This is a genomic window from Curtobacterium sp. MCSS17_016 (assembly GCF_003234255.2).
GTDB lineage: Bacteria > Actinomycetota > Actinomycetes > Actinomycetales > Microbacteriaceae > Curtobacterium > Curtobacterium flaccumfaciens.
Genome location: NZ_CP126254.1, coordinates 1,876,556 through 1,898,714, shown reverse-complemented (window position 1 = coordinate 1,898,714; position 22,159 = coordinate 1,876,556). Strand labels below are relative to the sequence as shown.

General features: G+C 71.5%; 21 protein-coding genes. 14 read left to right on the top strand and 7 right to left on the bottom strand.

Annotation, left to right across the window (positions count from 1 at the left end; translation table 11 throughout):
- The first annotated feature begins 180 nt into the window (after positions 1-180).
- The 5 genes from DEJ19_RS08985 (at position 181) to DEJ19_RS08965 (ending at position 4,521) form a co-directional block, all read left to right on the top strand.
- Positions 181-666 carry a flagellar protein FlgN gene (locus DEJ19_RS08985; protein WP_111093921.1) on the top strand — a complete coding sequence of 162 codons (486 nt, stop codon included), beginning with the start codon at positions 181-183 and terminating at the stop codon, positions 664-666.
- A gap of 4 nt (positions 667-670) precedes the next feature.
- Positions 671-2,092 (top strand): flagellar hook-associated protein FlgK, encoded by a 1,422-nt coding sequence (gene flgK, locus DEJ19_RS08980; protein WP_111232791.1) that lies wholly within the window; start codon positions 671-673, stop codon positions 2,090-2,092.
- A gap of 2 nt (positions 2,093-2,094) precedes the next feature.
- Positions 2,095-2,976: a flagellar hook-associated protein FlgL gene (flgL, locus tag DEJ19_RS08975; RefSeq protein ID WP_111232792.1), complete on the top strand. Its 882-nt coding sequence runs from the start codon at positions 2,095-2,097 to the stop codon at positions 2,974-2,976.
- Positions 2,973-3,341: a flagellar assembly protein FliW gene (fliW, locus tag DEJ19_RS08970; protein WP_027465503.1), complete on the top strand. Its 369-nt coding sequence runs from the start codon at positions 2,973-2,975 to the stop codon at positions 3,339-3,341. Before flgL ends, fliW begins: the two co-directional genes overlap by 4 nt.
- 259 nt (positions 3,342-3,600) lie before the next feature.
- Positions 3,601-4,521 (top strand): hypothetical protein, encoded by a 921-nt coding sequence (locus DEJ19_RS08965; protein WP_111232793.1) that lies wholly within the window; start codon positions 3,601-3,603, stop codon positions 4,519-4,521.
- A gap of 17 nt (positions 4,522-4,538) precedes the next feature.
- On the opposite strand, the gene DEJ19_RS08960 is transcribed toward DEJ19_RS08965, so the two are convergent.
- Positions 4,539-5,186, bottom strand: coding sequence for a hypothetical protein (locus DEJ19_RS08960; RefSeq protein ID WP_111232794.1), 648 nt, complete (start codon positions 5,184-5,186; stop codon positions 4,539-4,541).
- Between the two features lie 38 nt (positions 5,187-5,224).
- On the opposite strand from DEJ19_RS08960, the gene DEJ19_RS08955 reads away from it, so the two are divergent.
- A complete protein-coding gene (locus DEJ19_RS08955; protein WP_181441480.1) occupies positions 5,225-6,097 on the top strand; it encodes a hypothetical protein in 873 nt (290 codons plus the stop codon).
- Positions 6,098-6,213: 116 nt separating this feature from the next.
- On the opposite strand, the gene DEJ19_RS08950 is transcribed toward DEJ19_RS08955, so the two are convergent.
- Both DEJ19_RS08950 and DEJ19_RS08945 read right to left on the bottom strand, forming a co-directional pair.
- Positions 6,214-7,182 (bottom strand): beta-ketoacyl-ACP synthase III, encoded by a 969-nt coding sequence (locus DEJ19_RS08950; protein ID WP_111022822.1) that lies wholly within the window; start codon positions 7,180-7,182, stop codon positions 6,214-6,216.
- A gap of 67 nt (positions 7,183-7,249) precedes the next feature.
- The gene (locus tag DEJ19_RS08945) at positions 7,250-7,657 is read right to left on the bottom strand and encodes a ChaB family protein (protein WP_111232795.1); all 408 of its coding nucleotides are present in this window, start codon (positions 7,655-7,657) and stop codon (positions 7,250-7,252) included.
- A gap of 116 nt (positions 7,658-7,773) precedes the next feature.
- On the opposite strand from DEJ19_RS08945, the gene DEJ19_RS08940 reads away from it, so the two are divergent.
- Entirely contained in the window at positions 7,774-8,745 is a 972-nt protein-coding gene (locus DEJ19_RS08940; protein WP_071403939.1) for an aldo/keto reductase, read from the top strand.
- A 197-nt stretch (positions 8,746-8,942) separates the two neighbouring features.
- Here the strand turns inward: DEJ19_RS08940 and DEJ19_RS08935 are convergent, their stop codons facing one another.
- Positions 8,943-10,217, bottom strand: a complete 1,275-nt coding sequence (locus DEJ19_RS08935; protein ID WP_110863842.1) for an ammonium transporter — start codon at positions 10,215-10,217, stop codon at positions 8,943-8,945.
- A gap of 210 nt (positions 10,218-10,427) precedes the next feature.
- Positions 10,428-11,450: a cell division protein ZapE gene (gene zapE / locus DEJ19_RS08930; protein WP_110863843.1), complete on the bottom strand. Its 1,023-nt coding sequence runs from the start codon at positions 11,448-11,450 to the stop codon at positions 10,428-10,430.
- A 171-nt stretch (positions 11,451-11,621) separates the two neighbouring features.
- Between zapE and DEJ19_RS08925 the strand changes: the two genes are divergently transcribed.
- The 3 genes from DEJ19_RS08925 to DEJ19_RS08915 all read left to right on the top strand — a co-directional run bounded on the left by DEJ19_RS08925 (position 11,622) and on the right by DEJ19_RS08915 (position 13,328).
- A complete protein-coding gene (locus DEJ19_RS08925) occupies positions 11,622-12,533 on the top strand; it encodes a sulfurtransferase (protein WP_110863844.1) in 912 nt (303 codons plus the stop codon).
- Complete coding sequence (locus tag DEJ19_RS08920) at positions 12,530-12,988, top strand: SufE family protein (protein ID WP_027465483.1); 459 nt, start codon at positions 12,530-12,532, stop codon at positions 12,986-12,988. The genes DEJ19_RS08925 and DEJ19_RS08920 overlap by 4 nt, the downstream gene beginning before the upstream one ends.
- A gap of 136 nt (positions 12,989-13,124) precedes the next feature.
- A complete protein-coding gene (locus tag DEJ19_RS08915) occupies positions 13,125-13,328 on the top strand; it encodes a hypothetical protein (protein ID WP_111232796.1) in 204 nt (67 codons plus the stop codon).
- A gap of 92 nt (positions 13,329-13,420) precedes the next feature.
- On the opposite strand, the gene DEJ19_RS08910 is transcribed toward DEJ19_RS08915, so the two are convergent.
- Positions 13,421-14,644 (bottom strand): alpha/beta fold hydrolase, encoded by a 1,224-nt coding sequence (locus DEJ19_RS08910; protein WP_111232797.1) that lies wholly within the window; start codon positions 14,642-14,644, stop codon positions 13,421-13,423.
- Between the two features lie 23 nt (positions 14,645-14,667).
- Between DEJ19_RS08910 and DEJ19_RS08905 the strand changes: the two genes are divergently transcribed.
- From DEJ19_RS08905 to DEJ19_RS08890, 4 genes are all read left to right on the top strand, one after another.
- Positions 14,668-15,249, top strand: coding sequence for a DUF3000 domain-containing protein (locus DEJ19_RS08905; protein WP_017886108.1), 582 nt, complete (start codon positions 14,668-14,670; stop codon positions 15,247-15,249).
- On the top strand, positions 15,246-16,583 hold the full coding sequence (locus DEJ19_RS08900; RefSeq protein WP_502869788.1) for an HRDC domain-containing protein: 1,338 nt from the start codon (positions 15,246-15,248) through the stop codon (positions 16,581-16,583). The genes DEJ19_RS08905 and DEJ19_RS08900 overlap by 4 nt, the downstream gene beginning before the upstream one ends.
- A gap of 128 nt (positions 16,584-16,711) precedes the next feature.
- The gene (locus DEJ19_RS08895) at positions 16,712-17,929 is read left to right on the top strand and encodes a thiolase family protein (protein WP_110863846.1); all 1,218 of its coding nucleotides are present in this window, start codon (positions 16,712-16,714) and stop codon (positions 17,927-17,929) included.
- A gap of 2 nt (positions 17,930-17,931) precedes the next feature.
- Positions 17,932-20,070, top strand: a complete 2,139-nt coding sequence (locus tag DEJ19_RS08890) for a 3-hydroxyacyl-CoA dehydrogenase NAD-binding domain-containing protein (RefSeq protein WP_111232798.1) — start codon at positions 17,932-17,934, stop codon at positions 20,068-20,070.
- Between the two features lie 115 nt (positions 20,071-20,185).
- Here DEJ19_RS08890 and dxs read toward each other — a convergent pair whose 3' ends face one another.
- Complete coding sequence (dxs, locus tag DEJ19_RS08885; protein ID WP_111232799.1) at positions 20,186-22,123, bottom strand: 1-deoxy-D-xylulose-5-phosphate synthase; 1,938 nt, start codon at positions 22,121-22,123, stop codon at positions 20,186-20,188.
- Positions 22,124-22,159 lie beyond the last annotated feature (36 nt).

The following is a 22,159-nucleotide window of genomic DNA, read 5'->3' as shown; positions in this document are numbered from 1 at the left end:
GGTTGGGAACGCTCGTTCTTGTCCCCCGACGGGGGTCATCGGGTCACAAAGTCGACGAGTACGGGGGACGGCACTCGGCCGCCGGGGCTTACGGTCGCGGTCACCGAGTCGATAGGTCCCGGTGTCCGCAGGATGACGGACCGGGGACCACCCCGACGAACCACCACCTGGGAGGAGCTGATGAGCGTGAACGACCTGTCCGCCGTGCTCTGGCGCGAACGCGAGCTGCTCGAACTGCTCACCTTCAAGCTCGAGGAGGAGCAGCTCCTGCTCACCGCGGGCCGCTCCCGCTGGGTGTCGCACGCCAGCCGCGAGGTCGAGCAGGTCCTCGACCGGCTCCGCAGCACCGGGCTCGAGCGCGCCGCGCAGAGCGCCGAGGTCGCCGAGGAGTGGGGCGTCCCCGCCGACGCTCCCCTGCGCGACGTCGTCGCCGCGGCACCGAACGGGCCGTGGGGCGAGATCCTGTCGTCGCACCTCACCGCGATGGTCGAGCTGACCACCCAGATCGGCGCCCTGCGCGACGAGAACGACCGGTTCCTGCGTGTCGCCGCCCAGGCCACCGAGGAGACCCTGGCGGGGACCGTCACCGGCGCCGCCACCTACGACGCCAGTGGGACGTCCGGCGCAGGCCAGGACGGCGCCCGCCTGTTCGAGGGGACGCTGTAGCACCGTGGTCAGCACCTTCGGATCCCTCGCGACCGCCTACTCCGGCCTCGCAGCCGCCCGTGCCGGCATCGACGTCACCGGCCAGAACATCGCGAACGCCGGCACCGCGGGCTACACCCGCCAGCGCGTCACGCAGAACTCGATCCCCGCGACCCAGACCGGGTTCATGCGGGGCACCGCGGCCCTCGCCGGCCAGGGCGTCTCGGTCGACGGCATCGCCCGCCTGGCGTCCCTGACGCTCGACGCCGGTGTCCGCGTCGCCGCCGGTTCGTCGGCCTACGCCGATGCCCGCGCCACGGCGCTCTCCGTCCTCGAGACCGGGTTGCACGAGCCCGGCAAGGACGGCCTGAGCGCCAAGCTCGACGCGTTCTGGTCGTCCTGGAGCGAGCTCGCCAGCCACCCCGACGACCCGGGTGCCGCCAGTGCCGTGCTCGGGGCCGCCGGCACCGTCGTCGCCGCCCTGGCCGCCGGCTCGAAGGCCGTCGACGCGCAGTGGTCCTCGGTGCGCGGCACCCTGACCGGGCAGGTCGCCCAGCTGAACGGCGCCGCGGAGCAGGTCGCCGACCTGAACGGCCGGATCCGCACCGCGCTCGCCTCGGGCGGCAACGCCAACGAGCTGCTCGACCAGCGCGACCAGCTCACGCAGCAGATCGCCACGCTCGCCGGCGGCACCACCCGGACGAACGCCGACGGCACGGTCGACGTGCTCCTCGGCGGCAACCCGCTCGTGCAGGGCACCGACGCACGCTCGGTCGCCCTCGGCGGCGGCGAACGTCTCGCCGACGGCACCGCGGTCACCCTGACCTGGACCACCGGCACGGCCGGGGCGGTCGGACTGAGCGGCGGTTCGATCGGTGGCGCCCTCACGGTCCTCGCACCCGCGTCCGGCACCGGCACCGGCGGCGCACTCGCCGAGGCCTCCGCGTCCTACGACGCCGTGGCCACGCGGCTCGCCACGACCGTGAACACCCTGCACGCCGCCGGGACCACCCCGGCCGGCACCACCGGCGCACCCTTCTTCTCCCTGACGGCCGGCGTCCCCGCCGCCCAGGCACTCGGCGTCGTCCCCACGGACGCCAGTGGGCTGGCGACGCGGAACGCGGCGGGGGAACTCGACGACTCGTTCGCCGACGCGCTCGCGCGACTCGGGGCGTCGTCGGACGGTGCCGACCAGGTCTGGGCGACGTTCGTGGCGGGGGTGGGCACCGCCTCCAGGTCGGCGACGTCGGAATCCACGATGACCGGACTCGCGCTCACCAACGCACGCACCCAGCAGCAGTCGAGCGCCGGCGTCGACCTCGACGAGGAGAACGTCAACCTGCTGAGCTACCAGCACGCGTACCAGGGTGCGGCGCGCGTCCTGACCGCGGTCGACGAGATGCTCGACACCATCATCAACCGCGTCGGACTCGTCGGGAGGGGCTGATCGTGATCACCCGTGTGACCACCCAGATGTCGATGGCGGCCGCGTCGGCCCGGCTGCAGGCCGGGGCCGCGCGGGTCGCCGAGCTCACCGACCAGGCCACGACGCTGCGTGCGATCCAGAAGCCCTCGGACGACCCGGTCGGCACCGCTTCGTCGATGCAGGTGCGCAAGGAGCAGGCCGCTGCAGCGCAGTACTCGCGGAACGCGAACGACGCCGCGGCCTGGCTCGCGACCACCGACAGTGCGCTGTCGAGCGTCTACTCGGTGCTCAACAACGTCCGCGACCTCACCGTGCAGGCCGCGAACTCCGGCACCATGAGCGACACGAACCGCGACGCCTTCGTCACGCAGTTCCGGTCGCTCAAAGCCGACCTCGAGGCCCGTGCGAACACCACCTACGGCACGCGCTCGGTGTTCGCGGGATCCTCGACCGCCGCTGCCGCCTACGACCCCGCGACGGGTTGGGCGGCATCGGGCACCGACGTGTCCCGTCGGGTCGGCGACGGCACCACGGTGCGGGTCGACACCACCGGCACCGCGGTCTTCGGATCCGGCGACGACTCGGTGTTCGGCATGATCGACTCCATCGTCAGTGACCTGCAGAACGGGGTGAACGTGAACGCTCGCATCGGGGACGTCGACACGGCGCTCGGGACCGTCCGCGGCGCCCAGGCCGACGTCGGCGTCCGGCACGCGGCCGCCCTCGCGGCACAGGACTCGCTGAAGTCCGCGACCGTCTCGCTCGAGAGCCGCCGCGCCGGCATCGAGGACGTCGACCTCGCGAAGGCCGTCCTCGACCTGCAGGTGCAGCAGACCAACTACCAGGCAGCCCTCGCCGTCACCGCGAAGGTCCTGCAGCCGACCCTGATGGACTACCTCCGATGAGCATCTCCCTGACCTTCGCCGTCCCGCCGTTCGGGCTCGCTCCCGCCGCGGCCTTCGAGCTCTCGCCGGTCGACGGCGCCGAGGGGCTGTTCACGCTCGTCGGCGACGACGCGCGGCTGTTCCTGCTCGACGCCGCGGTGCACCTGCCGTCGTACGCGCCGGAGCTCACCGACGAGCAGGCCGCCGGGCTCGGGCTGACCGACCCCGCCGACGCGATGCTGCTCGTCGTCGCGAACCCCGGCGCGTCCGGCACCACGGTCAACCTGCTCGCGCCGATCGTCGTGAACGCCCGGACCGCCGTGGGCGCGCAGGTCATCCTCGAGGAGCAGGACCTGCCGCTGCGGGCGGAGCTCGCGCGGGTGTAGCGCGGGGCGCGCCGGGCGAGCTTCACACCCGTTCTGCGACATCCCACCAGTCGTTCTCGGCGTGGATCGTCGGAAGATGTGCACGCAGAGGCTGCGTGTGCATGCGACGACAAGACACGAGTCGTTCGACGCGTGGATCGTCGCAAGATGCACGCGCATTGCAGCTGGTCAGTCCTGCACAGGTCGTCGTCGCCGCCCGGCTCTCCACAGATCGGACGACGGCGAGAGCTGGGCCACGAGGTTCGGCGAGCCTGGTGCCATGTCCAGAGCGAACGACGTCGAACTGATCCGCACGACGGGTACGACCTCCGCTGAACGCCGCGCGCTCGAGCGCGATGTCCAACGGGGACGGTACGAACGCCTCCGCCCCGGCGTCCTCGTCCGCCCGGGTGCACTGGACGGGATGCACCCCGGTGAGCAGCACCACGTGCTCGTCCGGGCCTCGGCGCACCGACTCCGAGCGACCGATGTCGTCTCACACCAGTCTGCGTGCGCGGTCCTCGGACTCCCGTTGATCGGGACCGCCCCACCCAAGGTGCACCTCGCCGATCCGACCACGACGCACACCCGTGTCACGGCGTGGTTCGTCCGGCACGGTGCACAGGGGCGAGCGCCCGCAGTCCTCGTCGATCAGCAGGCGACCCCCACGACGACGGCCGCGAGGACCGCCATCGACGTCGCTGCCACGCGCTCCTTGCTCGAAGCACTCCCCGTCGTCGATGCCGTGCTCTCCCGTCGGCTCGCCGACCGTGAGGCGCTGGACGCGGAACGCACATCGCTGGTCTTCGCCCGGACGAAGGCGGAGATCGCGGTGGGGATGGGGTCGGCGCTGTCGGGGTCACCCGCGGAGTCGGTGTGCCGCGTGCGGTTCCGGGAGCTCGGTGTGCCGGAGCCGGTGCAGCAGCACGTGTTCGCCCGGGCCGGATCGGCCACGGCGGTCGTGGACTTCTGGTTCCCGGACCAGGGCGTCGTGGTCGAGGTCGACGGCCGCGCGAAGTACGAGGACCCGGTGCTGCTCGACGGGCGCTCCACCGCGGACGCGCACTGGCGCGAGAAGCGGCGTGAGGACTTCATCCGGTCGTTCCCCGAGGTCCGCGCGGTCGTGCGGCTCTCGTGGGCCGACCTGATGCGGCCCGACCGGGTGCGGGCTGCCCTGCGGCGTGCGGGTGTCCCGTGCTGAGGCTGCGTGTTCGAAGATCAGCGCGGACGACGCGGCGCATCCGGGTGGTACGTGCGCTGACGCTCGATCCGCGGCCGACCGGAGGACGCCCCGATGTCCACTGCCCCACCGACCACGACCTCGCCGAGCCCCACGCGCACCCCACGGACCGGCCCGGTGCCCTTGACCACGCCGCCGCGGTGGTCCGGGTCGGGTTCGCGGTGGTCGCCGCCGTCCTCGAGCTCGACGTCACGCACGGACACCGGACCGAGCACCTGCGCGCCCGCACCGATCCGCGCCGGCCCCTCGACGAGACACCCGGCCGTCAGGCGAGCCCGACCACCGATCACGACGTCGGACCCGTCCGCGACGACGGTGACGGGGCCCGGGCCGAGTTCGGCGCCCGCCCCGATGTGCACGGTCGCCGCAGACGCGACGACGGTCACGGGGCCGGGGCCCAGGCAGGCACCGGCAGCCAGCGTGATCGCCCCACCGTGACGGGTCTCGAGCGCCGTGGACGGGTACAGCACGACGCCGGGCAGGACCGACACGCCCTCCCCGATCAGGACGGACGCCGGATCGAGCACCCGGACCTCGGGCGCGAGGGCGGCCACCTGCCGGACGGTCAGGAACCCGGCCGCACGACGGGCGTCGTCGAGGGCTCGCTGCGCGGGGTCGGTGTCCATCCAGCGAGCCTCTCACGTGTGCGGCGTACGGTGAGCGCATGGCCCGCGCCCCGAAGGACCAGTCGATCGTGCCCCTGCCGACCGCACCGGTCTCCCCCACCACGTCCGACCCCCGAACGCAGCAGGTCCAGCCCTCGGGCTGGGCCAAGTGGCTCGATCGGGTCATCAGTGTGCAGCGCCCCGTCGTGGTCGCGCACGTCAACGCGATCCGTCGCCGCAAGCCCGACGCCACCCCCGCCGAGGTGATCCAGATCCTCGAGCGGCAGTACCTGGCCGCGGTCACGACCGGTGGCGCCGCGGTCGGTGCGAGCGCGGTGATCCCCGGCGTCGGGATGGCCGCTGCGCTCGGCCTGAGCGGCGCCGAGACGGTCGGGTTCCTCGAGACAACCGCGCTGTTCGCACAGTCGGTGACCGAGGTGCACGGCATCGCGCTGGACGACCCGGAGCGCGCCCGCACCCTGGTGATGGCGATGATCCTCGGCGCACCGGGCACGCAGCTCATCAAGCAGCTCGCCGGCCAGGCTGCCGGCGGGCAGGCCCGGACGGCGTTCTGGGGCGAGATGGTGACGTCCTCGCTGCCGAAGCAGGTCGTCAACGGCATCGGCGGACAGGTCCGTGACCAGTTCATCAAGCGCTTCGCCATCCGGCAGGGCGGTTCGGTCCTCGGCCGCGCGCTCCCGTTCGGCATCGGAGCGGCCGTCGGCGGTCTGGGGAACCACGCCCTGGGCCGCAAGGTGATCCAGGCGTCGCGGACGGGGTTCGGCATGCCGCCGGCGGAGTTCCCGATCGTGCTGACGGTCACACCGACTGCCGAGAAGACCCGGCGTGCCCTGCCGTGGAAGCGCGGCGCGGGCAAGGACCAGGACCTCTGGACCGAGCCGGGGCAGGACGACCCCCGCTCGAAGCGTTAGCCAGGACGACCGAGAACGGTCCGGCACGCCGACCGAGAACGGCCCGGCGCGACGACCGAGCAGGGCCCGGGCACGGATGCTCAGCAGCCGAGCCCGGGCCGTTCGTGCAGCTGCGCCTAGAAGGACCGCACCGGCGTCGTCACGACCTGCCCGGCGTGGGCGAACCCGCCACCGAACCCGAACAGCAGGGCCGGCACGCCTTCCGGGAGGTCGCCGCGCTCCCAGGCCTTCGACAGGCCGAGCGGCACACTGGCGGCCGAGGTGTTCCCGGACTCGACGACGTCCCGGATGACGAACTTCGATTCCCCGCCGAGCGCGGTGACGAGCGGCTCGATGATCCGCAGGTTCGCCTGGTGGAACGCGAACACCTCGATGTCGTCCATCGTGAGTCCGGCGGCCTCGACGACCTTGCGGGCGTGCCCCTCGGCCTCGGTGATGGCCCAGCGGTAGATCGAGCGACCCTCCTGGTTGAAGCGCCCCGGCGAGCCCTCCACCCGCACGGCGTCGAGCAGGTGCGGCACGCTCCCCCACGACACCGGGCCGATCTCGGGCGTCTCGGCGACCCCGAGCACGGCGGCACCGGCCCCGTCACCGACGAGCACGCACGTCGACCGGTCCGTCCAGTCGGCGATGCCGGACAGCACCTCGGACCCGATGACGAGCGCGACGTCGGCCGAACCGGTGCGGATGGACTGGTCGGCGAGCCCGAGCGCGTACTCGAACCCGCTGCACGCGGTGTTGATGTCGATCGGCGCCGGTCCGTTCGTCATGCCCAGTGCAGCGGCGACGCGGCCTGCCGTGTACGGGGCGCGGTCCTGGTGGGTGGTGGAGGCGACGATGACGAGTCCGACGGCCGAGGGCGACACCCCGGCGTCGGCGAGGGCACGGCGCCCAGCCTCGATGGCCATCGACGTGACGGTGTCGTCTGGACCGGCGATCCGACGCGTCTGGATCCCGGTGCGGGTGCGGATCCACTCGTCGTTCGTGTCGACCATCGTCGAGAGCTCGTCGTTGGTCAGGACGCGTTCGGGCTGGTGGTGTCCGAACCCGAGGATCCGGCTGCCGCGGAGTGCTGGGATGTTCATCGTCGGCACGTTACCCCCTCACCCCGCCGCCGCATGCCGAGCGGGGCATGCACGGCACGCGCGACGGTCACTTCCGCGCGGCAGCGGTCGCGCGCTCGTTCGCCTTGCCGATCGCCTCGACCAGCTCGTCCTTCGTCATCTTGGAGCGGCCGCTGACGTCGAGCCGCTTCGCGACGTCCATCAGGTGCGCCTTCGAGGCGTTCGCGTCCACACCGCCCTCGGTCTTCCCGGATGAGCCCGAGCCAGCACCGCGGGAGCCGGCGGCACCGGAGTCGGACGGCCCGGAGGACTCCTTCTCCTCCCAGTGGTCGCCGACCTTCTCGTACTCGTGCTTCACGGCGGCGAACGCCGTGCGGTGCGCCCGCTCACCCGGGCCGTACGTCTCGTTCGCCGAGTCCAGTGTCTTCTCGAAGATCTCCTGCGCGTGCTCCGGGGACCGCTGCAGGGTGCTGGGGATCTCGTCCTTGGCTGGCATGGCTGCTCCTCTCGGGTGGTCCACCCTGACTACTCCGACCAGCACAACGAGCACCAAGCCCCGACCGGTACTCCCAGGGCCTGGCGCCACCAGCGCGTCACGAGTAGACCCGTCTCATGGACTACACACACCTCGGTCGCACCGGTCTGTCCGTCTCCCGCGCCGTGCTCGGCACGATGAACTTCGGCCCGGAGACCAGCGAGGACGACTCGCACGCGATCATGGACCGGGCCCACGAGCTCGGCGTCAACTTCTTCGACACCGCCAACGGCTACGGCGGCTCGGTGGGCAAGGGTGCCACCGAGGAGATCATCGGACGGTGGTTCGCCAAGGGTGGCGGTCGCCGCGAGAAGACGGTCCTCGCCACGAAGGTCTACGGCGAGATGACCGACTGGCCGAACGGCGGCAAGCTCAGCGCCCTGAACATCCGGCAGTCGCTCGACGCGAGCCTGCAGCGACTGCAGACCGACCACATCGACCTGTACCAGTTCCACCACGTCGACCGTGCGACGCCGTGGGACGAGATCTGGCAGGCGATCGACGTCGCCGTGCAGCAGGGCAAGGTCCTGTACGTCGGCTCGTCGAACTTCGCCGGGTGGCACATCGCCCAGGCGCAGGAGGCAGCGAAGCGCCGGAACACCTTCGGCCTGGTCAGCGAGCAGTCGATCTACAACCTCGTGGTCCGCGACGTCGAGCGCGAGGTCCTGCCCGCCGCCCGCGCGTACGGCCTCGGCGTGATCCCCTGGTCGCCGCTGCAGGGCGGCCTGCTCGGCGGCGTCATCGAGAAGACCGAGAACGGCTCCCGTCGGCTCTCCGGCCGCAGCGCCGAGTACGTCGACGCGCACCGCGACCAGCTGCAGTCGTACGAGTCGTTCGCGAAGGAGCTCGGCCACACGCCCGGCGAGCTGGCACTCGCCTGGCTGCTGCACCAGCCCGGCGTCACGGCGCCGATCACCGGCCCCCGCACGATGGAGCAGTGGGAGTCCGCGGTGCGCGCCGTCGACATCCGCCTCGACCAGCGTGCGCTGGACCGTCTCGACGAGATCTTCCCGGGGCACGAGACCTCGCCGGAGGACTACGCCTGGTGACGGAACCACCGGAACCAACGGAACCAACGGAACCAACGGGTCGCTGACGCGACCATCTGCCTGGAGGCGCGGTGCGGGCCGGACCCGCACCGCGCCTCCCGGCCGTGGTCACGTCGAGAACGCGACCAACGCAACGACGACGGGCCCCGCGCTGCTGTGTGCGCGGGGCCCGTCGTCGTGCGGGTGGTGCCTGGTGACTAGCGGACGCTGACCGGGCTGTCGTCGGTCTGCTCGTAGAGGACGTAGCCCTCTTCGCCGTGGACGGCGGTGTCGATGCCGGCGACCTCGTCCTCGGTCTTGACGCGGAAGCCCATCGTCTTCTCGATGGCGAACCCGATGACCAGGGCGAGCACGAACGAGTAGAGGCCGACGGCGAGGGCCGCCACGGCCTGCTTGCCGAGCTGCTCGAACGAGCCGGAGTAGATCAGGCCGGTGTCGTTGGCGAAGAAGCCGAGGAACAGCGTGCCGAAGATGCCGCCGACCAGGTGGACGCCGACCACGTCGAGCGAGTCGTCGAAGCCCAGGCGGTACTTCCAGTCGATCGCGAAGCAGCAGACGATGCCGGCGAGGAAGCCGAGCAGGATGCCCCAGCCCGGGGTCAGCGCGGCACAGGCCGGGGTGATCGCGACGAGGCCGGTGACGGCACCCGAGGCGGCACCGACGGAGGTGGCCTTGCCGTCCTTGAGCTTCTCGATGAGCAGCCAGCCGAGGATGGCGGCGGCCGGGGCGGCGAGGGTGTTCACCCAGGCGATCGCGGCGATGCCGTCAGCTGCACCCTCGGAGCCGGCGTTGAAGCCGAACCAGCCGAACCACAGGATGGCGGCACCGAGCAGGACGAAGGGCGGGTTGTGCGGCTTGTGCGCACCCTTGGCGAAGCCCACGCGCTTGCCGAGCACGATCGCCAGGGCGAGACCCGCTGCACCGGCGTTGATGTGCACCGCGGTGCCACCGGCGAAGTCGATGACGCCCCACGTGGCGGCCCAGCCCGAGGTCAGGTTGAAGACCCACGAGGCGACCGGGAAGTAGACGACCGTGACCCAGACGCCGGCGAAGACCATCCACGCGCCGAACTTGGCGCGGTCGGCGATGGCGCCGGAGATGAGCGCGACGGTGATGATCGCGAACGTCGCCTGGAAGCCGACGAAGGCCATCGACGGGTACGCCGCCTGGATGTTCGAGGACTGCGCTTCCTCGAAGGCCTGGCCGAGGCCGATCTGGTTCCAGTCGATGCTGAAGAACCCGACCACGCCGGAGACCGCCGTGCCGTCGCCGTGGTTGGCGAAGGCGATCGCGTAGCCGTAGACCACCCAGAGCACGCTCACGAGCGCGATCGCACCGAACGACATCATCATCATGGAGATGACGGACTTGGCCTTCACCAAGCCGCCGTAGAAGAAGGCCAGGCCGGGTGTCATGAACAACACCAGCGCAGCCATCACCAACACGAACGTCGTGTTGCCCTGATCAAGCATCTGCTCACCTCTCGATTGCACGAGCGGCTCTTGGACCGCCTCGGGTGTCACAGAGTCTGGCGAGGCGAGGTTTCACGAGGGAGCACGAACTGTTTCGCGGATGTAACGCGACCGCGCCGTTTGTAAACGTCGTGTTTCCAGCGGCCCGATGTCCCCTGCGCGAGGGGCAGGAGACCGCCGTGGACAGATCGGTCTGACGGCGAGCGACGCTCAGGCGCGGGTGAGCGCCACCACGCGGGACGCCGCGCGCAGGTACTTCTTGCGGTACCCGCCCTCGAGCATCACGTCGGGGTACACCTGGTCGAGCGGCGTGCCCGACGCGACGATGCGCACCTGCGCGTCGTACAGCCGGTCCACCAGGGCGACCCAGCGCAGCGCGTCGGTCTGGTCGGTGAACGCCCGGACGTCGGTGAGCCCGACGGCGTCGAGGTCCTCGACCAGCGCGACGTACTTCGAGGGGTGCACGGAACCCAGGTGCGCGACCACCGCGCCGAAGTCGTCGAGCGTCACGGTGCCGGACGGCAGCGCGGCGGGCACGTCGGACACCACCTGCGCCGACTCGTCCACGGCACGTCGGCGGTAGTCGAGGCCGTCGATGCGCATGGTGTCGAACCGGTCGGACATCGCCTGGATCTCGCGCAGGAAGTCCTGCGCGGCGAAGCGCCCCTCGCCCAGGGCGCCCGGGGGCGTGTTCGACGTCGCGGCGAAGCGGGTGCCGGTCTCGGTCAGTTCCTTGATGAGCCGGGTCATCACCATCGTGTCGCCCGGGTCGTCGAGCTCGAACTCGTCGATGCACACCAGTGCGGTGCCGCGGAGCAGGTCGACGGTCCCCTGGAACCCCAGGGCGCCCACGAGCGCGGTGTACTCGATGAAGGTGCCGAACGTCTTCCGGCCGGTGGCCGCGTGGTAGGCGGCTGCGAGCAGGTGGGTCTTGCCGACACCGAACCCGCCGTCCAGGTACACACCGGACTTCGCCGCGGGTTCCGCCGCCTGCTTCCGGCGCCCGAACAGCCCGCGCCGCGGGGCCTCCGTCGGACCGGCGGCCACGAACGCGGCGACGGCATCGCGGACCGAGGCCTGCGAGTCGTAGTCCGGGTCCGGCCGGTACGAGTCGAACGACGCGTCCGTGAACTGCGGCGGGGGCACGAGCGCCGCAGCCATCTGCTGCGGCGTCACCTGGGGATCACGGTCGACGAGGTGAGCGGGCAATCGGGGAACCCTTCCGGGAAGCATGTCGTGGGGTGTCACGTTGCGTCAGGAGCACGGTACGTCCGCGTACCGTTGCCCACAGGCACCGACGCCCGATCCTAGTCCGGCGCCGGCAGCACGCACCCGGGCACCAAGCCCGCCCCGCACCATGCTCGCCCCGCACCACGCTCCCCCGCACCCCTGGAGGTACCCCCGATGACCGCACCGGTCGACCCGTCCGAGAAGTTCGCCGCCTACGCGCACCCGGAGCGCCTCGTCTCCACCGAGTGGCTGCAGGAGCAACTCGACGCCGGGGCCGGCGCGCCCGACCTGGTGGTCGTCGAGTCCGACGAGGACGTCCTGCTCTACGAGACGGGCCACATCCCGGGCGCCGTGAAGATCGACTGGCACACCGACCTCAACGACCCGGTGCAGCGCGACTACATCGACGGCGCCGCGTTCGCCGAGCTCCTCGGCGGCAAGGGCATCGGCCGCGACACCACCGTCGTGATCTACGGCGACAAGAACAACTGGTGGGCGGCGTACGCCCTCTGGGTGCTCACCCTGTTCGGCCACGAGGACGTCCGCCTGCTCGACGGCGGTCGCGGCAAGTGGATCGCCGAGGACCGCGCCCTGACCACCGACGAGACCCCGGTCACGCCCGTCGAGTACCCCGTCGTCGAGCGCCACGACGAGCCCGTCCGCGCCTTCAAGGACGACGTCCTCGCGCACCTCGGCAAGCCGCTCATCGACGTCCGCAGCGCCCCGGAGTACAGCGGGGAGCGCACGACCGCGCCCGACTACCCGGAAGAGGGCGCGCTGCGCGGCGGCCACGTCCCCACCGCCGTGAACATCCCCTGGGCGACGGCCGCCGCCCCCGACGGCACCTTCAAGTCGCGCGCCGAGCTCGACGCCGTCTACCGTGACGGCGCCGGCATCGGTGACGCCGACGAGGTCATCGCCTACTGCCGCATCGGTGAGCGCTCGAGCCACACCTGGTTCGTCCTGCAGCACCTGCTCGGCTACGACAACGTCCGCAACTACGACGGCTCGTGGACCGAGTGGGGCAGCGCCGTCCGCGTCCCCATCGTGCAGGGATCCGAGCCGGGTACTGTTCCGAACCGATGAACGCCAGCACCGACGCACCACTCCCCGCCACCCTCGCCGAGATCCGCGACGACTTCCTCGCCCTGGGCCAGAAGGACCGCCTGCAGCTCCTGCTCGAGTTCTCGAACGAGCTGCCTGCGCTACCCGAACGCCTGCAGGGGCACGAGGACGAGCTCGAACGCGTCGAGGAGTGCCAGTCCCCCGTCTTCATCACCGTGACGGTGGGCGAGGACGGCGACGCCCCGGACGTGGTCCGGATGCACGCCACCGCCCCGCGCGAGGCGCCGACCACCCGCGGCTTCGCCTCGATCCTGGCACAGGGACTGTCCGGCCTGACCGTCGAGCAGGTGCTCGCCGTCCCGACGGACTACCCGTTGACCATCGGCCTGTCCGAGGCGGTCAGCCCCCTGCGGATCCGCGGCATGGTGGGCATGCTCGGCCGCGTGCAGCGTCAGGTACAGGCGGCGGTCGCGTAGACGCGACCCACTGACGGACGGGAGGCGCGGTGCCAGCTGGCACCGCGCCTCCCGTCCGTCGATGCACCCGCTTTCCGGCATCGCAACCGCTGGCCGTGCCAGGCTGGGTCGTCAGAACCATGAGGGGGAACCGACGATGGCGACGAACCGCGGGAACGATCCGGCCGGATCCTCCGTCCACCCCCGGAACACGCTCGACTTCATCGGCGTCGACTTCCGGCTCGATCTGCGCTTCACCGACGGTTCCGGCGTCCAGCTCGAATCTGCTTGCACCGTCACCGACCGGTCCGGAGGCAGCGTGGTCGTCGACCCGGAGCGCAAGGACTCCCCGCTCCGGTGACGGACGTTGCCGCACCACCCGCTTGGTGAGCAGAAATGGTCGCGTGCGCGACGGTGACGCGACCATTTCTGCTCACGAAGCGACCGAAGCGTCTACCGCGCGCTGGCCGCCCCGCGCCGCTGGACCACCTCGGTCAGCCACGCGAGGATCCGGGCGTCGAACCAGTCGGCGTCGTGGTTCCAGAGCTTGGTGTGCCGGGCCGTGGTCTGGATCTCGAGCCGCACCAGGTCGGGCCGTGCGCGGGCCAGGTCGTGTGAGGCCGAGGACGGAACGAACCCGTCGTCGTCGCTGTGCAGCAGCAGGATCGGCACCGTGAGCTCGTCGGATCGCGTGACCATGTCGAGCTCGCGCAGGTCCACAGGAGCCTGGAGCCCGGCGAGCCGGTACAGCACCGGCGTGCGGAGCAGCCGCTGCGCGACCTTGCGGACCGGACGTGGCAGGCGCAGGAGCTGGCTCTGCGACTTCAGCACGGCGTGCCAGTCGACCACCGGGGACTCGAGCACCACCCCGTCGACCAGACCGGCGAAGCGCGAGCGGAGCAGGGTCTGCAGCACGACGGCGCCGCCCATCGACCAGCCCATGAGCACGACGCTCTGGGCGTCCTGCGCGGTGAGCCAGCGGAGGACGGAGTCGACGTCTTCCCACTCGGTGCTGCCGAGGCCGTAGCGGCCGTCGACGCTCGGAGGGGCGACGCCGTCGTTCCGCCACGAGGCGAGCACCACCGAGTACCCGGCGGCACGGAAGACGGGGACGGCGCGGATCGTCTCGGCACGGGTCACACCGCGGCCGTGCACCAGGACGGCCCAGGGCGCTGCCGGGTCGTCGGCGCGGACGACCCAGGCGGGGGCGGGGCCGTTCGGGGTGGGGATGTCGACGTCCTCGACGGGCACGTCGAGTTCGCCCGGGGTCAGGTAGAACCAGCCGCCCCAGCGTCCGCGACGTGCGGCGGTCGGGTCGCCGGCGTCGATCGCGATGATGCGGCGCGTGACGGTGGTGTCGGTCGTGCCGAGGACCTCGCCGACGCGCATGTGGCCGGTGCCGCCGCCGAACCAGAGCGAGTAGCGGCCCTGCAGCTCGGTGTCGGCCGTGCGCTCGATCGTGACGGTCTTCCGGACCGGGTCGACGGCGTGGATCGGGACGCGTTCGTTGCGCTTGCGGTCGGGGGTGACGACGGCACGGGCGACGGCGGCGACGAAGCCACCGATGACGGCCGTCCCCACCGCGGCAGCTGCCAGACCGGCGCCGAGTGCGATGAACCCGGCCGATCGAGCGGTCTCCTGGACGACGTCCTCGGCGGGTCGCGCGGATCGGGACATGGCCCGGAGCCTAGTCTGCATGTGTGTCCGAAACCCGAGAGCCCGACGCCTTCGCGCGGCTCCGCGCGTTCGTGTCCGGCGGCAGCGGCCGTGCCGAGACCACCGTCACCGAGATCCCCTCGCCGACCCGGATCGCACCGTTCTCGATCGCCCTGGCGGCGGACGTGTCCGGCACCGCGCACGGCGTCGAGTCGGACCTGGGCACCGGCCGGTTCATCGCCCTGTACGACCCGGAAGAACCCGAGGGCTGGGGCGGCGCGTTCCGTGTCGTCTCGTTCGCGCAGGCGCCGCTCGAGCCGGAGATCGGCGTCGACGAGTTCGTCGCCGACGTCACCTGGAGCTGGCTCGTCGACGCGCTCGAGTCGCACGGTGCGACGTACGACCACGCCTCGGGCACAGCCACCAAGATCATCTCGCGCGGGTACGGCGACCTCGCCGCACAGGGCGACGGCGCCCAGCTGGAACTCCGCGCGTCGTGGACACCACGCGGCGACGACCTCACCGCACACGTCCGGGCCTGGCAGGACATCGTCGCCATGCTCGCCGGTCTGCCGCCCGCATCGGACGGCGTGACCCTGCTGGCCCCGAGGAGGCTCGCCAAGTGACCGACCCCGCTCCCCAGGACGCCGCTGGATCGACCGGCCCGGCTGCGCCCGCAGCCACGGCTGCCGGTTCGACTGCTCCGGCTGCCGCTGCCGACCCGACTGCTGCCGCCGCCGGCCCCGCCTTCGAGGCGTCGCACGACGCCGTCAAGGTCATCGACACCCGCGAGGACTACCTCGAGGCGGTCGCCGCCATCGCCGCCGGCCACGGCCCCGTCGCGGTCGACGCCGAGCGCGCCAGCGGCTACCGCTACTCGCAGCGCGCCTACCTGATCCAGGTGTTCCGCCGCGGTGCCGGCGCGTTCCTGTTCGACCCGATCCCGATCGGCGACTTCTCCGAGCTGCAGGCGGCCATCGTCGACGAGGAGTGGCTCTTCCACGCCGCGTCGCAGGACCTGCCGTGCCTGCAGGAGGTCGGCCTCGTCCCGACCCGCATCTTCGACACCGAGCTCGGCGCACGCATCGCCGGGTTCCCCCGGGTCGGCCTCGGCGCCGTCGTCGAGCAGCTGCTCGGGATCACGCTCGCCAAGGCGCACTCGGCGGCCGACTGGTCGACCCGACCGCTGCCGCAGTCGTGGCTCGTGTACGCATCGCTCGACGTCGAGCTGCTGCCCGACCTCCGCGATGCCCTCGCCGAGAAGCTCGACGAGGCCGGCAAGACCCGGATCGCCCAGGAGGAGTTCGACGCGGTCCTGCACCGTGCGCCGAAGCCCGCCCGTGCCGAGCCCTGGCGTCGCCTGTCCGGCATGCACGCGCTCCGTGGTGCGCGAGCACTGGCGATCGCCCGGTCGCTCTGGCTCGCCCGCGACGAGTACGCCCGACGGGCGGACATCGCCCCCGGGCGCACGATCCCCGACTCGGCGATCGTCGCCGCCGCGGCCGCTGCACCCGAGTCCCGCGCCGAACTCGGTGCGCTGAAGACGTTCACTGGCCGCGCCAGCCGTTCCGAGCTCGACCGCTGGTGGGCCGCCGTCGAGGAAGGCCGCACCACCGAGGACCTCCCCCGTCTGCGCGGTGCCGGCGAGGCCACCCTGCCCCCGCCCCGAGCCTGGGCGGACCGCAACCCGGCCGCCGACCGCCGGTACAAGGCCGCGCGCGCGGCGGTGACGAAGCGTGCCGAGGAACTCGACATCCCGCTCGAGAACCTGCTCACGCCGGAGACGCTCCGGCTCGTGTCGTGGGCCCCGCCGTCGCCGCCGTCGACCGAACTGGTCGGCGCCGCCCTCGCCGAGCACGACGCCCGCCCGTGGCAGGTCGAGGAACTCGCGTCGATCATCGCCTCGGCCTTTGTGGCTGCTGCACAGCGGCCCGCGGCGACGGACGACGACGAGTCGTAGGAACTGCCCAACCGGCATGCGGCCGCCCAGGCTGGGGGCATAGCGTCGGGAGGGTCGCCGGGCGAGGCCCGGCCAGGCCGGAGCGACCTGCGTTCCGGCCCGATCGATGAGGATCTGGGAGGCCCGGATTGCCAAAGGCATCAGACGTCGTGTTCGTGGACGGCGTTCGCACACCGTTCGGACGAGCCGGCGAGAAGGGGGTGTTCTGGAAGACCCGGTCCGACGACCTCGCGGTGCACGCGATGCGCGGGCTGCTCGACCGGAACACCTTCGACACCGCAGCGGTGGACGACGTCGCCGTCGCGGCCACCACGCAGCAGGGTGACCAGGGGCTGACGCTCGGCCGCACCGTGGGCATGCTCGCTGGTCTGCCGAAGTCGGTTCCCGGCTACGCGATCGATCGCATGTGTGCCGGTGCCATGACGAGCGTCACGACGCTCGCGGGTGCCATCGCCTTCGGCGCCGCCGACATCGCGATCGCCGGTGGTGTCGAGCACATGGGCCGGCACCCGATGGGCTTCAACGCCGACCCGAACCCACGCTTCGTCGCGGAGCGCATGGTCTCGAGCGACGCCCTCGTCATGGGCGCCACCGCCGAGCGCCTGCACGACCGCTTCCCCGCGATCACGAAGGACCGCACGGACGCCTACGCCGTCCAGTCCCAGCAGCGCTACGCCGCCGCCTGGGCGAACGGGAAGCTCCAGCCGGACGTCATCCCGGTCGAGGTCAACAAGGGCGACGGCTGGGACGTCGTCAGCACCGACGAGCCGCCGCGGCCGGGGACCACCCTGGAGGCGCTGGCCGCGTTGAAGACGCCGTTCCGGCCCCACGGACGGGTCACCGCCGGCAACGCCGCCGGTCTGAACGACGGTGCGACCATGAGCCTGCTCGCGTCCGAGGACGGTGCGAAGCAGCACGGACTGTCGACGAAGATGCGCATGGTCTCGTTCGCCTTCGCCGGCGTCGAGCCCGAGGTCATGGGCGTCGGCCCGGTCCCCGCGACCGACAAGGCCCTGTCGAAGGCCGGCCTGTCGATCGACGACATCGGCCTGTTCGAGATCAACGAGGCGTTCGCCGTCCAGGTGCTCGCGTTCCTCGACAACTACGGCATCGCCCAGGACTCCCCGAACGTGAACGCCTGGGGCGGCGCGATCGCCGTCGGCCACCCGCTCGCGTCGAGTGGTGTCCGGCTGATGAACCAGCTCGCCGCACAGTTCGCCGAGCGACCGGACGTCAAGTACGGCATCACCACGATGTGCATCGGGCTCGGCCAGGGCGGCACCGTCATCTGGGAGAACCCGAACCACAGCAAGTCGGCCGAGCGTTCGGCTCGGAAGGGGGCGTGACCATGACCATCGTCGACAACGACCGACTGGCCGAACTCAGCGAGGACGAGGTCGTCACGCACTCGTTCGTCAAGCACGTCACGATGCCCTCGGGTGGCACGCTGGCGCTCATCACGCTCGACAACGGCAAGGACTACAAGCGGCCGAACACCCTCGGGCCCCGCACGCTCCGTGAGCTGTCCGGCGTGCTCGACACCCTGAAGACCGAGGCCGCCGCGGGCACGATCCAGGGCGTCGCGATCACCGGCAAGGAGTACTGCTTCGCCGCCGGCGCCGACCTGTCGCAGGCAGCGGCGGTCCCGTCGCGCGAGGCCGCCCACGACCTGGCCGCCCTCGGGCACGCCACGCTCCGCAAGTTCGCCGACCTCGGGGTGCCGTCGTTCGCGTTCGTGAACACCCTGGCGCTCGGCGGTGGGCTCGAGATCGCCCTGCACTGCACCTACCGGGCGTTCTCGTCCGCGGCGCAGGGCATCGGCCTGCCCGAGGTGTTCCTCGGCATCATCCCCGGCTGGGGCGGCGCGACGCTGCTCCCCCGCTTGATCGGCCCGGAGCGCGCGCTCCGCGTCATCGTCGAGAACCCGCTCAAGAACAACCGCCTGATGGACGGTCCGGCCGCGGTCGAGATCGGCATCGGCGACGTGCTCGTCCCGTCCGTCACGTTCCTGCCCTCGGCCGTGGCCTGGGCGGACGGCGTCATCACCGGAACGACCAAGGTGGTGCGGAAGAACGAACCGGGCATGCTCGAGAAGGCCGCCTGGGGCACCGTCGTCAAGGTCGCCCGCGGACAGGTCGCGTCGAAGATCGGCACCGTGCCGAAGTCGCCGTTCCGGGCGCTCGACCTCGTCGCCGCCGCCAAGTCGGGCTCGCTCGACGAACGCTTCGCAGACGAGGATGAGGCCCTCGCCGACCTCATCTCGGGCGACCAGTTCGCCGCGTCGATGTACGCCTTCGACCTCGTGCAGAAGCGTGCAAAGAAGCCCGTCGGCGCTCCCGAGGGCGTCGAACCGAAGAAGATCACGAAGGTCGGCGTCCTCGGCGCCGGGCTGATGGCGTCGCAGTTCGCGCTGCTGTTCGCCCGACGTCTCGGCGTCCCCGTCGTCATCACCGACGTCGACCAGTCCCGTGTGGACGCCGGCGTCGAGCGGATCCGCGGCGAGGTCGCGAAGCTGCTCGACAAGGGCCGGATCTCCCCCGACGACGCGAACCGCATCACCGCACTCGTCAGCGGGTCGGTGTCCTACGACGCCTTCGCCGACGCCGACTGGGTGATCGAGGCCGTCTTCGAGGAGATGACCGTCAAGCAGGAGGTCCTCCGGAAGATCGAGCAGGTCATCGCACCGGACGCCATCCTCGCCACGAACACCTCGTCGTTGTCCGTCTCCGAGATGGGCTCGGTGCTGTCCGACCCGTCGCGCCTGGTCGGGTTCCACTTCTTCAACCCGGTCGCCGTGATGCCGTTGCTCGAGGTCGTCCGCACCGCCGACACCTCCGACGAGACGCTCGTCACGGCACTCGCCGTCGCGAAGACCCTCAAGAAGACGGCGATCATCACGGCCGACCAGCCGGGCTTCGTCGTCAACCGGGTGCTCGCACGGGTCCTCGGTGAGGCGATGCGCGGCGTCGAGGAAGGGACCTCGTTCGACACCGTCGCCCAGGGTGCCGCACCGCTCGGCCTGCCGATGTCGCCGTTCGAGCTGCTGGAGCTCGTCGGGCTGCCGGTCGGCGCGCACGTGCTCGACTCGCACCACGCGGCCTGGCCGGAGCGCTTCTACCCCGGTGACGGGCTGAAGAAGATCGCCGAGCACGGGACGATCCTGATCCGCGACAAGAAGGGCAACGCGACCGGGTACGACCCTGCCGCCGTCAAGCTCGTCGCGCCGTCCAAGAAGGACGCGAAGCCGGTCGACGCCGCCGAGATGCAGCGCCGGTTCGAGGACGCCCTGGCCGACGAGCTGCACCGCATGCTCGAGGACGAGGTCGTCCAGCACGTCGAGGAGATCGACCTCGGGCTCATCCTCGGTGCCGGCTACCCGTTCCAAGCCGGTGGGATCAGCCCGTACCTCGACCGCTCCGGTGCGTCCGAGCGGGTCTTCGGCGCGAGTTTCCACGACCCGCGGATCGTCGGCCCCGCCTCCCGCTAGGACCATCACGCAAGACACCGGTGTTCGCGCACCGAACACCCGCAAACCGCGGCGTGGAGCGCGAACACCGGTGTCTTGCTGACCGGACCGGACCGGACCGGGCCGGACCGCGCGGTCAGCGGTCGGACGCCGCCGACTCGCGGGAGCGCGCGGGCTTCGCCTGCGGCAACTTCGTCCCGACGACCTGATCGATGACGTCGCGGGCGATGGCCTGCGCCGTCAGCCCCGCGTCGGCGAGGATCTGCGATCGCGTCGCGTGGTCGATGAACGCGTCGGGCAGCCCGAGCTCGTTCACCCCGGTGTCGACCCCGGCGGCACGGAGGTCCTGCCGCAGCCGGGTCCCGACACCGCCGACCCGGACGCCGTCCTCGATGGTGATCACGAGCCGGTGCGTGCGCGACAGCTCGATCAGCGACACCGGGATCGGCACCACCCAGCGCGGGTCCACGACGGTGACGCCGATGCCCTGCGCCTCGAGCAGCGCCGCGGCCTCGAGTGCCACCGGCACCATCGACCCGACGGCGACGAAGAGCACGTCCTCGACGTCGTCCGCGGCGGCGTGCAGGACGTCCACACCATCGGAGAGACGACGGACCGCGGGGATGTCCGGTCCGACCTGCCCCTTCGACCACCGCAGCACGGTGGGGGCGTCGTCGACGGCGATCGCCTCGCGGAACTCCTCGCGCAGGGTCGCAGCATCGCGGGGCGCGGCGATCCGGATCCCCGGCACGACCTGCAGCAGCGCGAGGTCCCACATGCCGTGGTGCGAGGGGCCGTCCGGGCCGGTGATGCCGGCACGGTCGAGCACGAACGTCACGCCGGCCTTGTGCAGGGCGACGTCCATCAGGACCTGGTCGAACGCGCGGTTCAGGAAGGTCGCGTAGAGCGCCACCACGGGGTGGAGTCCCCCGTAGGCCAGACCCGCGGCGGTCGTCACGGCGTGCTGCTCGGCGATGCCGACGTCGTACACCCGGTCGGGGTGCTGCTCCTGGAACAGGTGCAGCCCGGTCGGCCGGAGCATCGCCGCCGTGATGGCGACGATCCGGGGATCCGAGGCGCCGGCATCGGCCAAGGAGGACGCGAACACCGACGTCCACGACGGACCCGACGCGGCGTCGAGCGACTCCCCCGTCTCCGGGTCGATGTGCCCGACCGCGTGGAACTGGTCGGCCTGGTCGCGCAGCGCGGGCTCGAAGCCGTGGCCCTTCTCGGTGATCGCGTGCACGATCACGGGAGCGCCGTACTCCTTCGCCTGCCGGAGCGCTGCCTCCATCGCCTGCTGGTCGTGGCCGTTCACCGGGCCGATGTACTTGATGTCGAGGTTCGAGTACAGCGCCTCGTTGTTCGTCAGCCGCGACAGGAAGCCGTGCAGGCCCCCGCGCATGCCCCGGTAGACCGCACGACCCGGAGCGCCGAACCGCGCCGCCACGGCCTGCGTGCCCTCGTACAGGGCCCGGTACTCGCGGCGGGTGCGCACGGAGCTCAGGAACCGGGCCATGCCACCGATCGTCGGGGCGTACGAGCGACCGTTGTCGTTGACGACGATGACCAGTCGACGGTCGTTGTCGTCGGAGATGTTGTTGAGCGCCTCCCACGTCATGCCGCCGGTGAGGGCGCCGTCCCCGACCACCGCGACGACGGTGCGGTCGGTCTGCCCGGTCTGCCCGAACGCGCGGGAGATGCCGTCGGCCCACGACAGCGACGATGACGCGTGCGAGGACTCGACGATGTCGTGTTCGGACTCACTCCGCTGCGGGTAGCCGGCGATGCCGCCGCGTTCGCGCAGCTTCGAGAAGTCCTGGCGCCCGGTGACGAGCTTGTGCACGTACGACTGGTGCCCGGTGTCGAAGACGAACGGGTCGTTCGGCGAGTCGAACACGCGGTGCATCGCGAGCGTCAGCTCCACGACGCCCAGGTTCGGCCCGAGGTGCCCACCGGTCTTGGCGACCTCGGCGACCAGGAAGCGTCGGATCTCGGCGGCGAGTTCGGTCATCTGCGCGTCGGAGAGACGTTTCAGGTCGCGCGGCGACGTGATGCTGGCGAGCAGGCTCACGGGCGCTCCTTTCGTGGGGCTGTCGGCCCACTCTAT

What these genes read in the sequence shown, in the direction of transcription:
- DEJ19_RS08985 (WP_111093921.1), top strand. Translation starts at nt 181, where the DNA reads ATGAGCGTGAACGACCTGTCCGCCGTGCTCTGGCGCGAACGCGAGCTG.
- DEJ19_RS08950 (WP_111022822.1), bottom strand. Translation starts at nt 7,182, where the DNA reads ATGAACATCCCAGCACTCCGCGGCAGCCGGATCCTCGGGTTCGGACAC.
- DEJ19_RS08945 (WP_111232795.1), bottom strand. Translation starts at nt 7,657, where the DNA reads ATGCCAGCCAAGGACGAGATCCCCAGCACCCTGCAGCGGTCCCCGGAG.
- DEJ19_RS08955 (WP_181441480.1), top strand. Translation starts at nt 5,225, where the DNA reads ATGGCCCGCGCCCCGAAGGACCAGTCGATCGTGCCCCTGCCGACCGCA.
- DEJ19_RS08960 (WP_111232794.1), bottom strand. Translation starts at nt 5,186, where the DNA reads ATGGACACCGACCCCGCGCAGCGAGCCCTCGACGACGCCCGTCGTGCG.
- DEJ19_RS08910 (WP_111232797.1), bottom strand. Translation starts at nt 14,644, where the DNA reads ATGTCCCGATCCGCGCGACCCGCCGAGGACGTCGTCCAGGAGACCGCT.
- DEJ19_RS08965 (WP_111232793.1), top strand. Translation starts at nt 3,601, where the DNA reads ATGTCCAGAGCGAACGACGTCGAACTGATCCGCACGACGGGTACGACC.
- DEJ19_RS08890 (WP_111232798.1), top strand. Translation starts at nt 17,932, where the DNA reads ATGACCATCGTCGACAACGACCGACTGGCCGAACTCAGCGAGGACGAG.
- DEJ19_RS08925 (WP_110863844.1), top strand. Translation starts at nt 11,622, where the DNA reads ATGACCGCACCGGTCGACCCGTCCGAGAAGTTCGCCGCCTACGCGCAC.
- DEJ19_RS08915 (WP_111232796.1), top strand. Translation starts at nt 13,125, where the DNA reads ATGGCGACGAACCGCGGGAACGATCCGGCCGGATCCTCCGTCCACCCC.
- DEJ19_RS08935 (WP_110863842.1), bottom strand. Translation starts at nt 10,217, where the DNA reads ATGCTTGATCAGGGCAACACGACGTTCGTGTTGGTGATGGCTGCGCTG.
- zapE (WP_110863843.1), bottom strand. Translation starts at nt 11,450, where the DNA reads ATGCTTCCCGGAAGGGTTCCCCGATTGCCCGCTCACCTCGTCGACCGT.
- fliW (WP_027465503.1), top strand. Translation starts at nt 2,973, where the DNA reads ATGAGCATCTCCCTGACCTTCGCCGTCCCGCCGTTCGGGCTCGCTCCC.
- DEJ19_RS08940 (WP_071403939.1), top strand. Translation starts at nt 7,774, where the DNA reads ATGGACTACACACACCTCGGTCGCACCGGTCTGTCCGTCTCCCGCGCC.
- DEJ19_RS08920 (WP_027465483.1), top strand. Translation starts at nt 12,530, where the DNA reads ATGAACGCCAGCACCGACGCACCACTCCCCGCCACCCTCGCCGAGATC.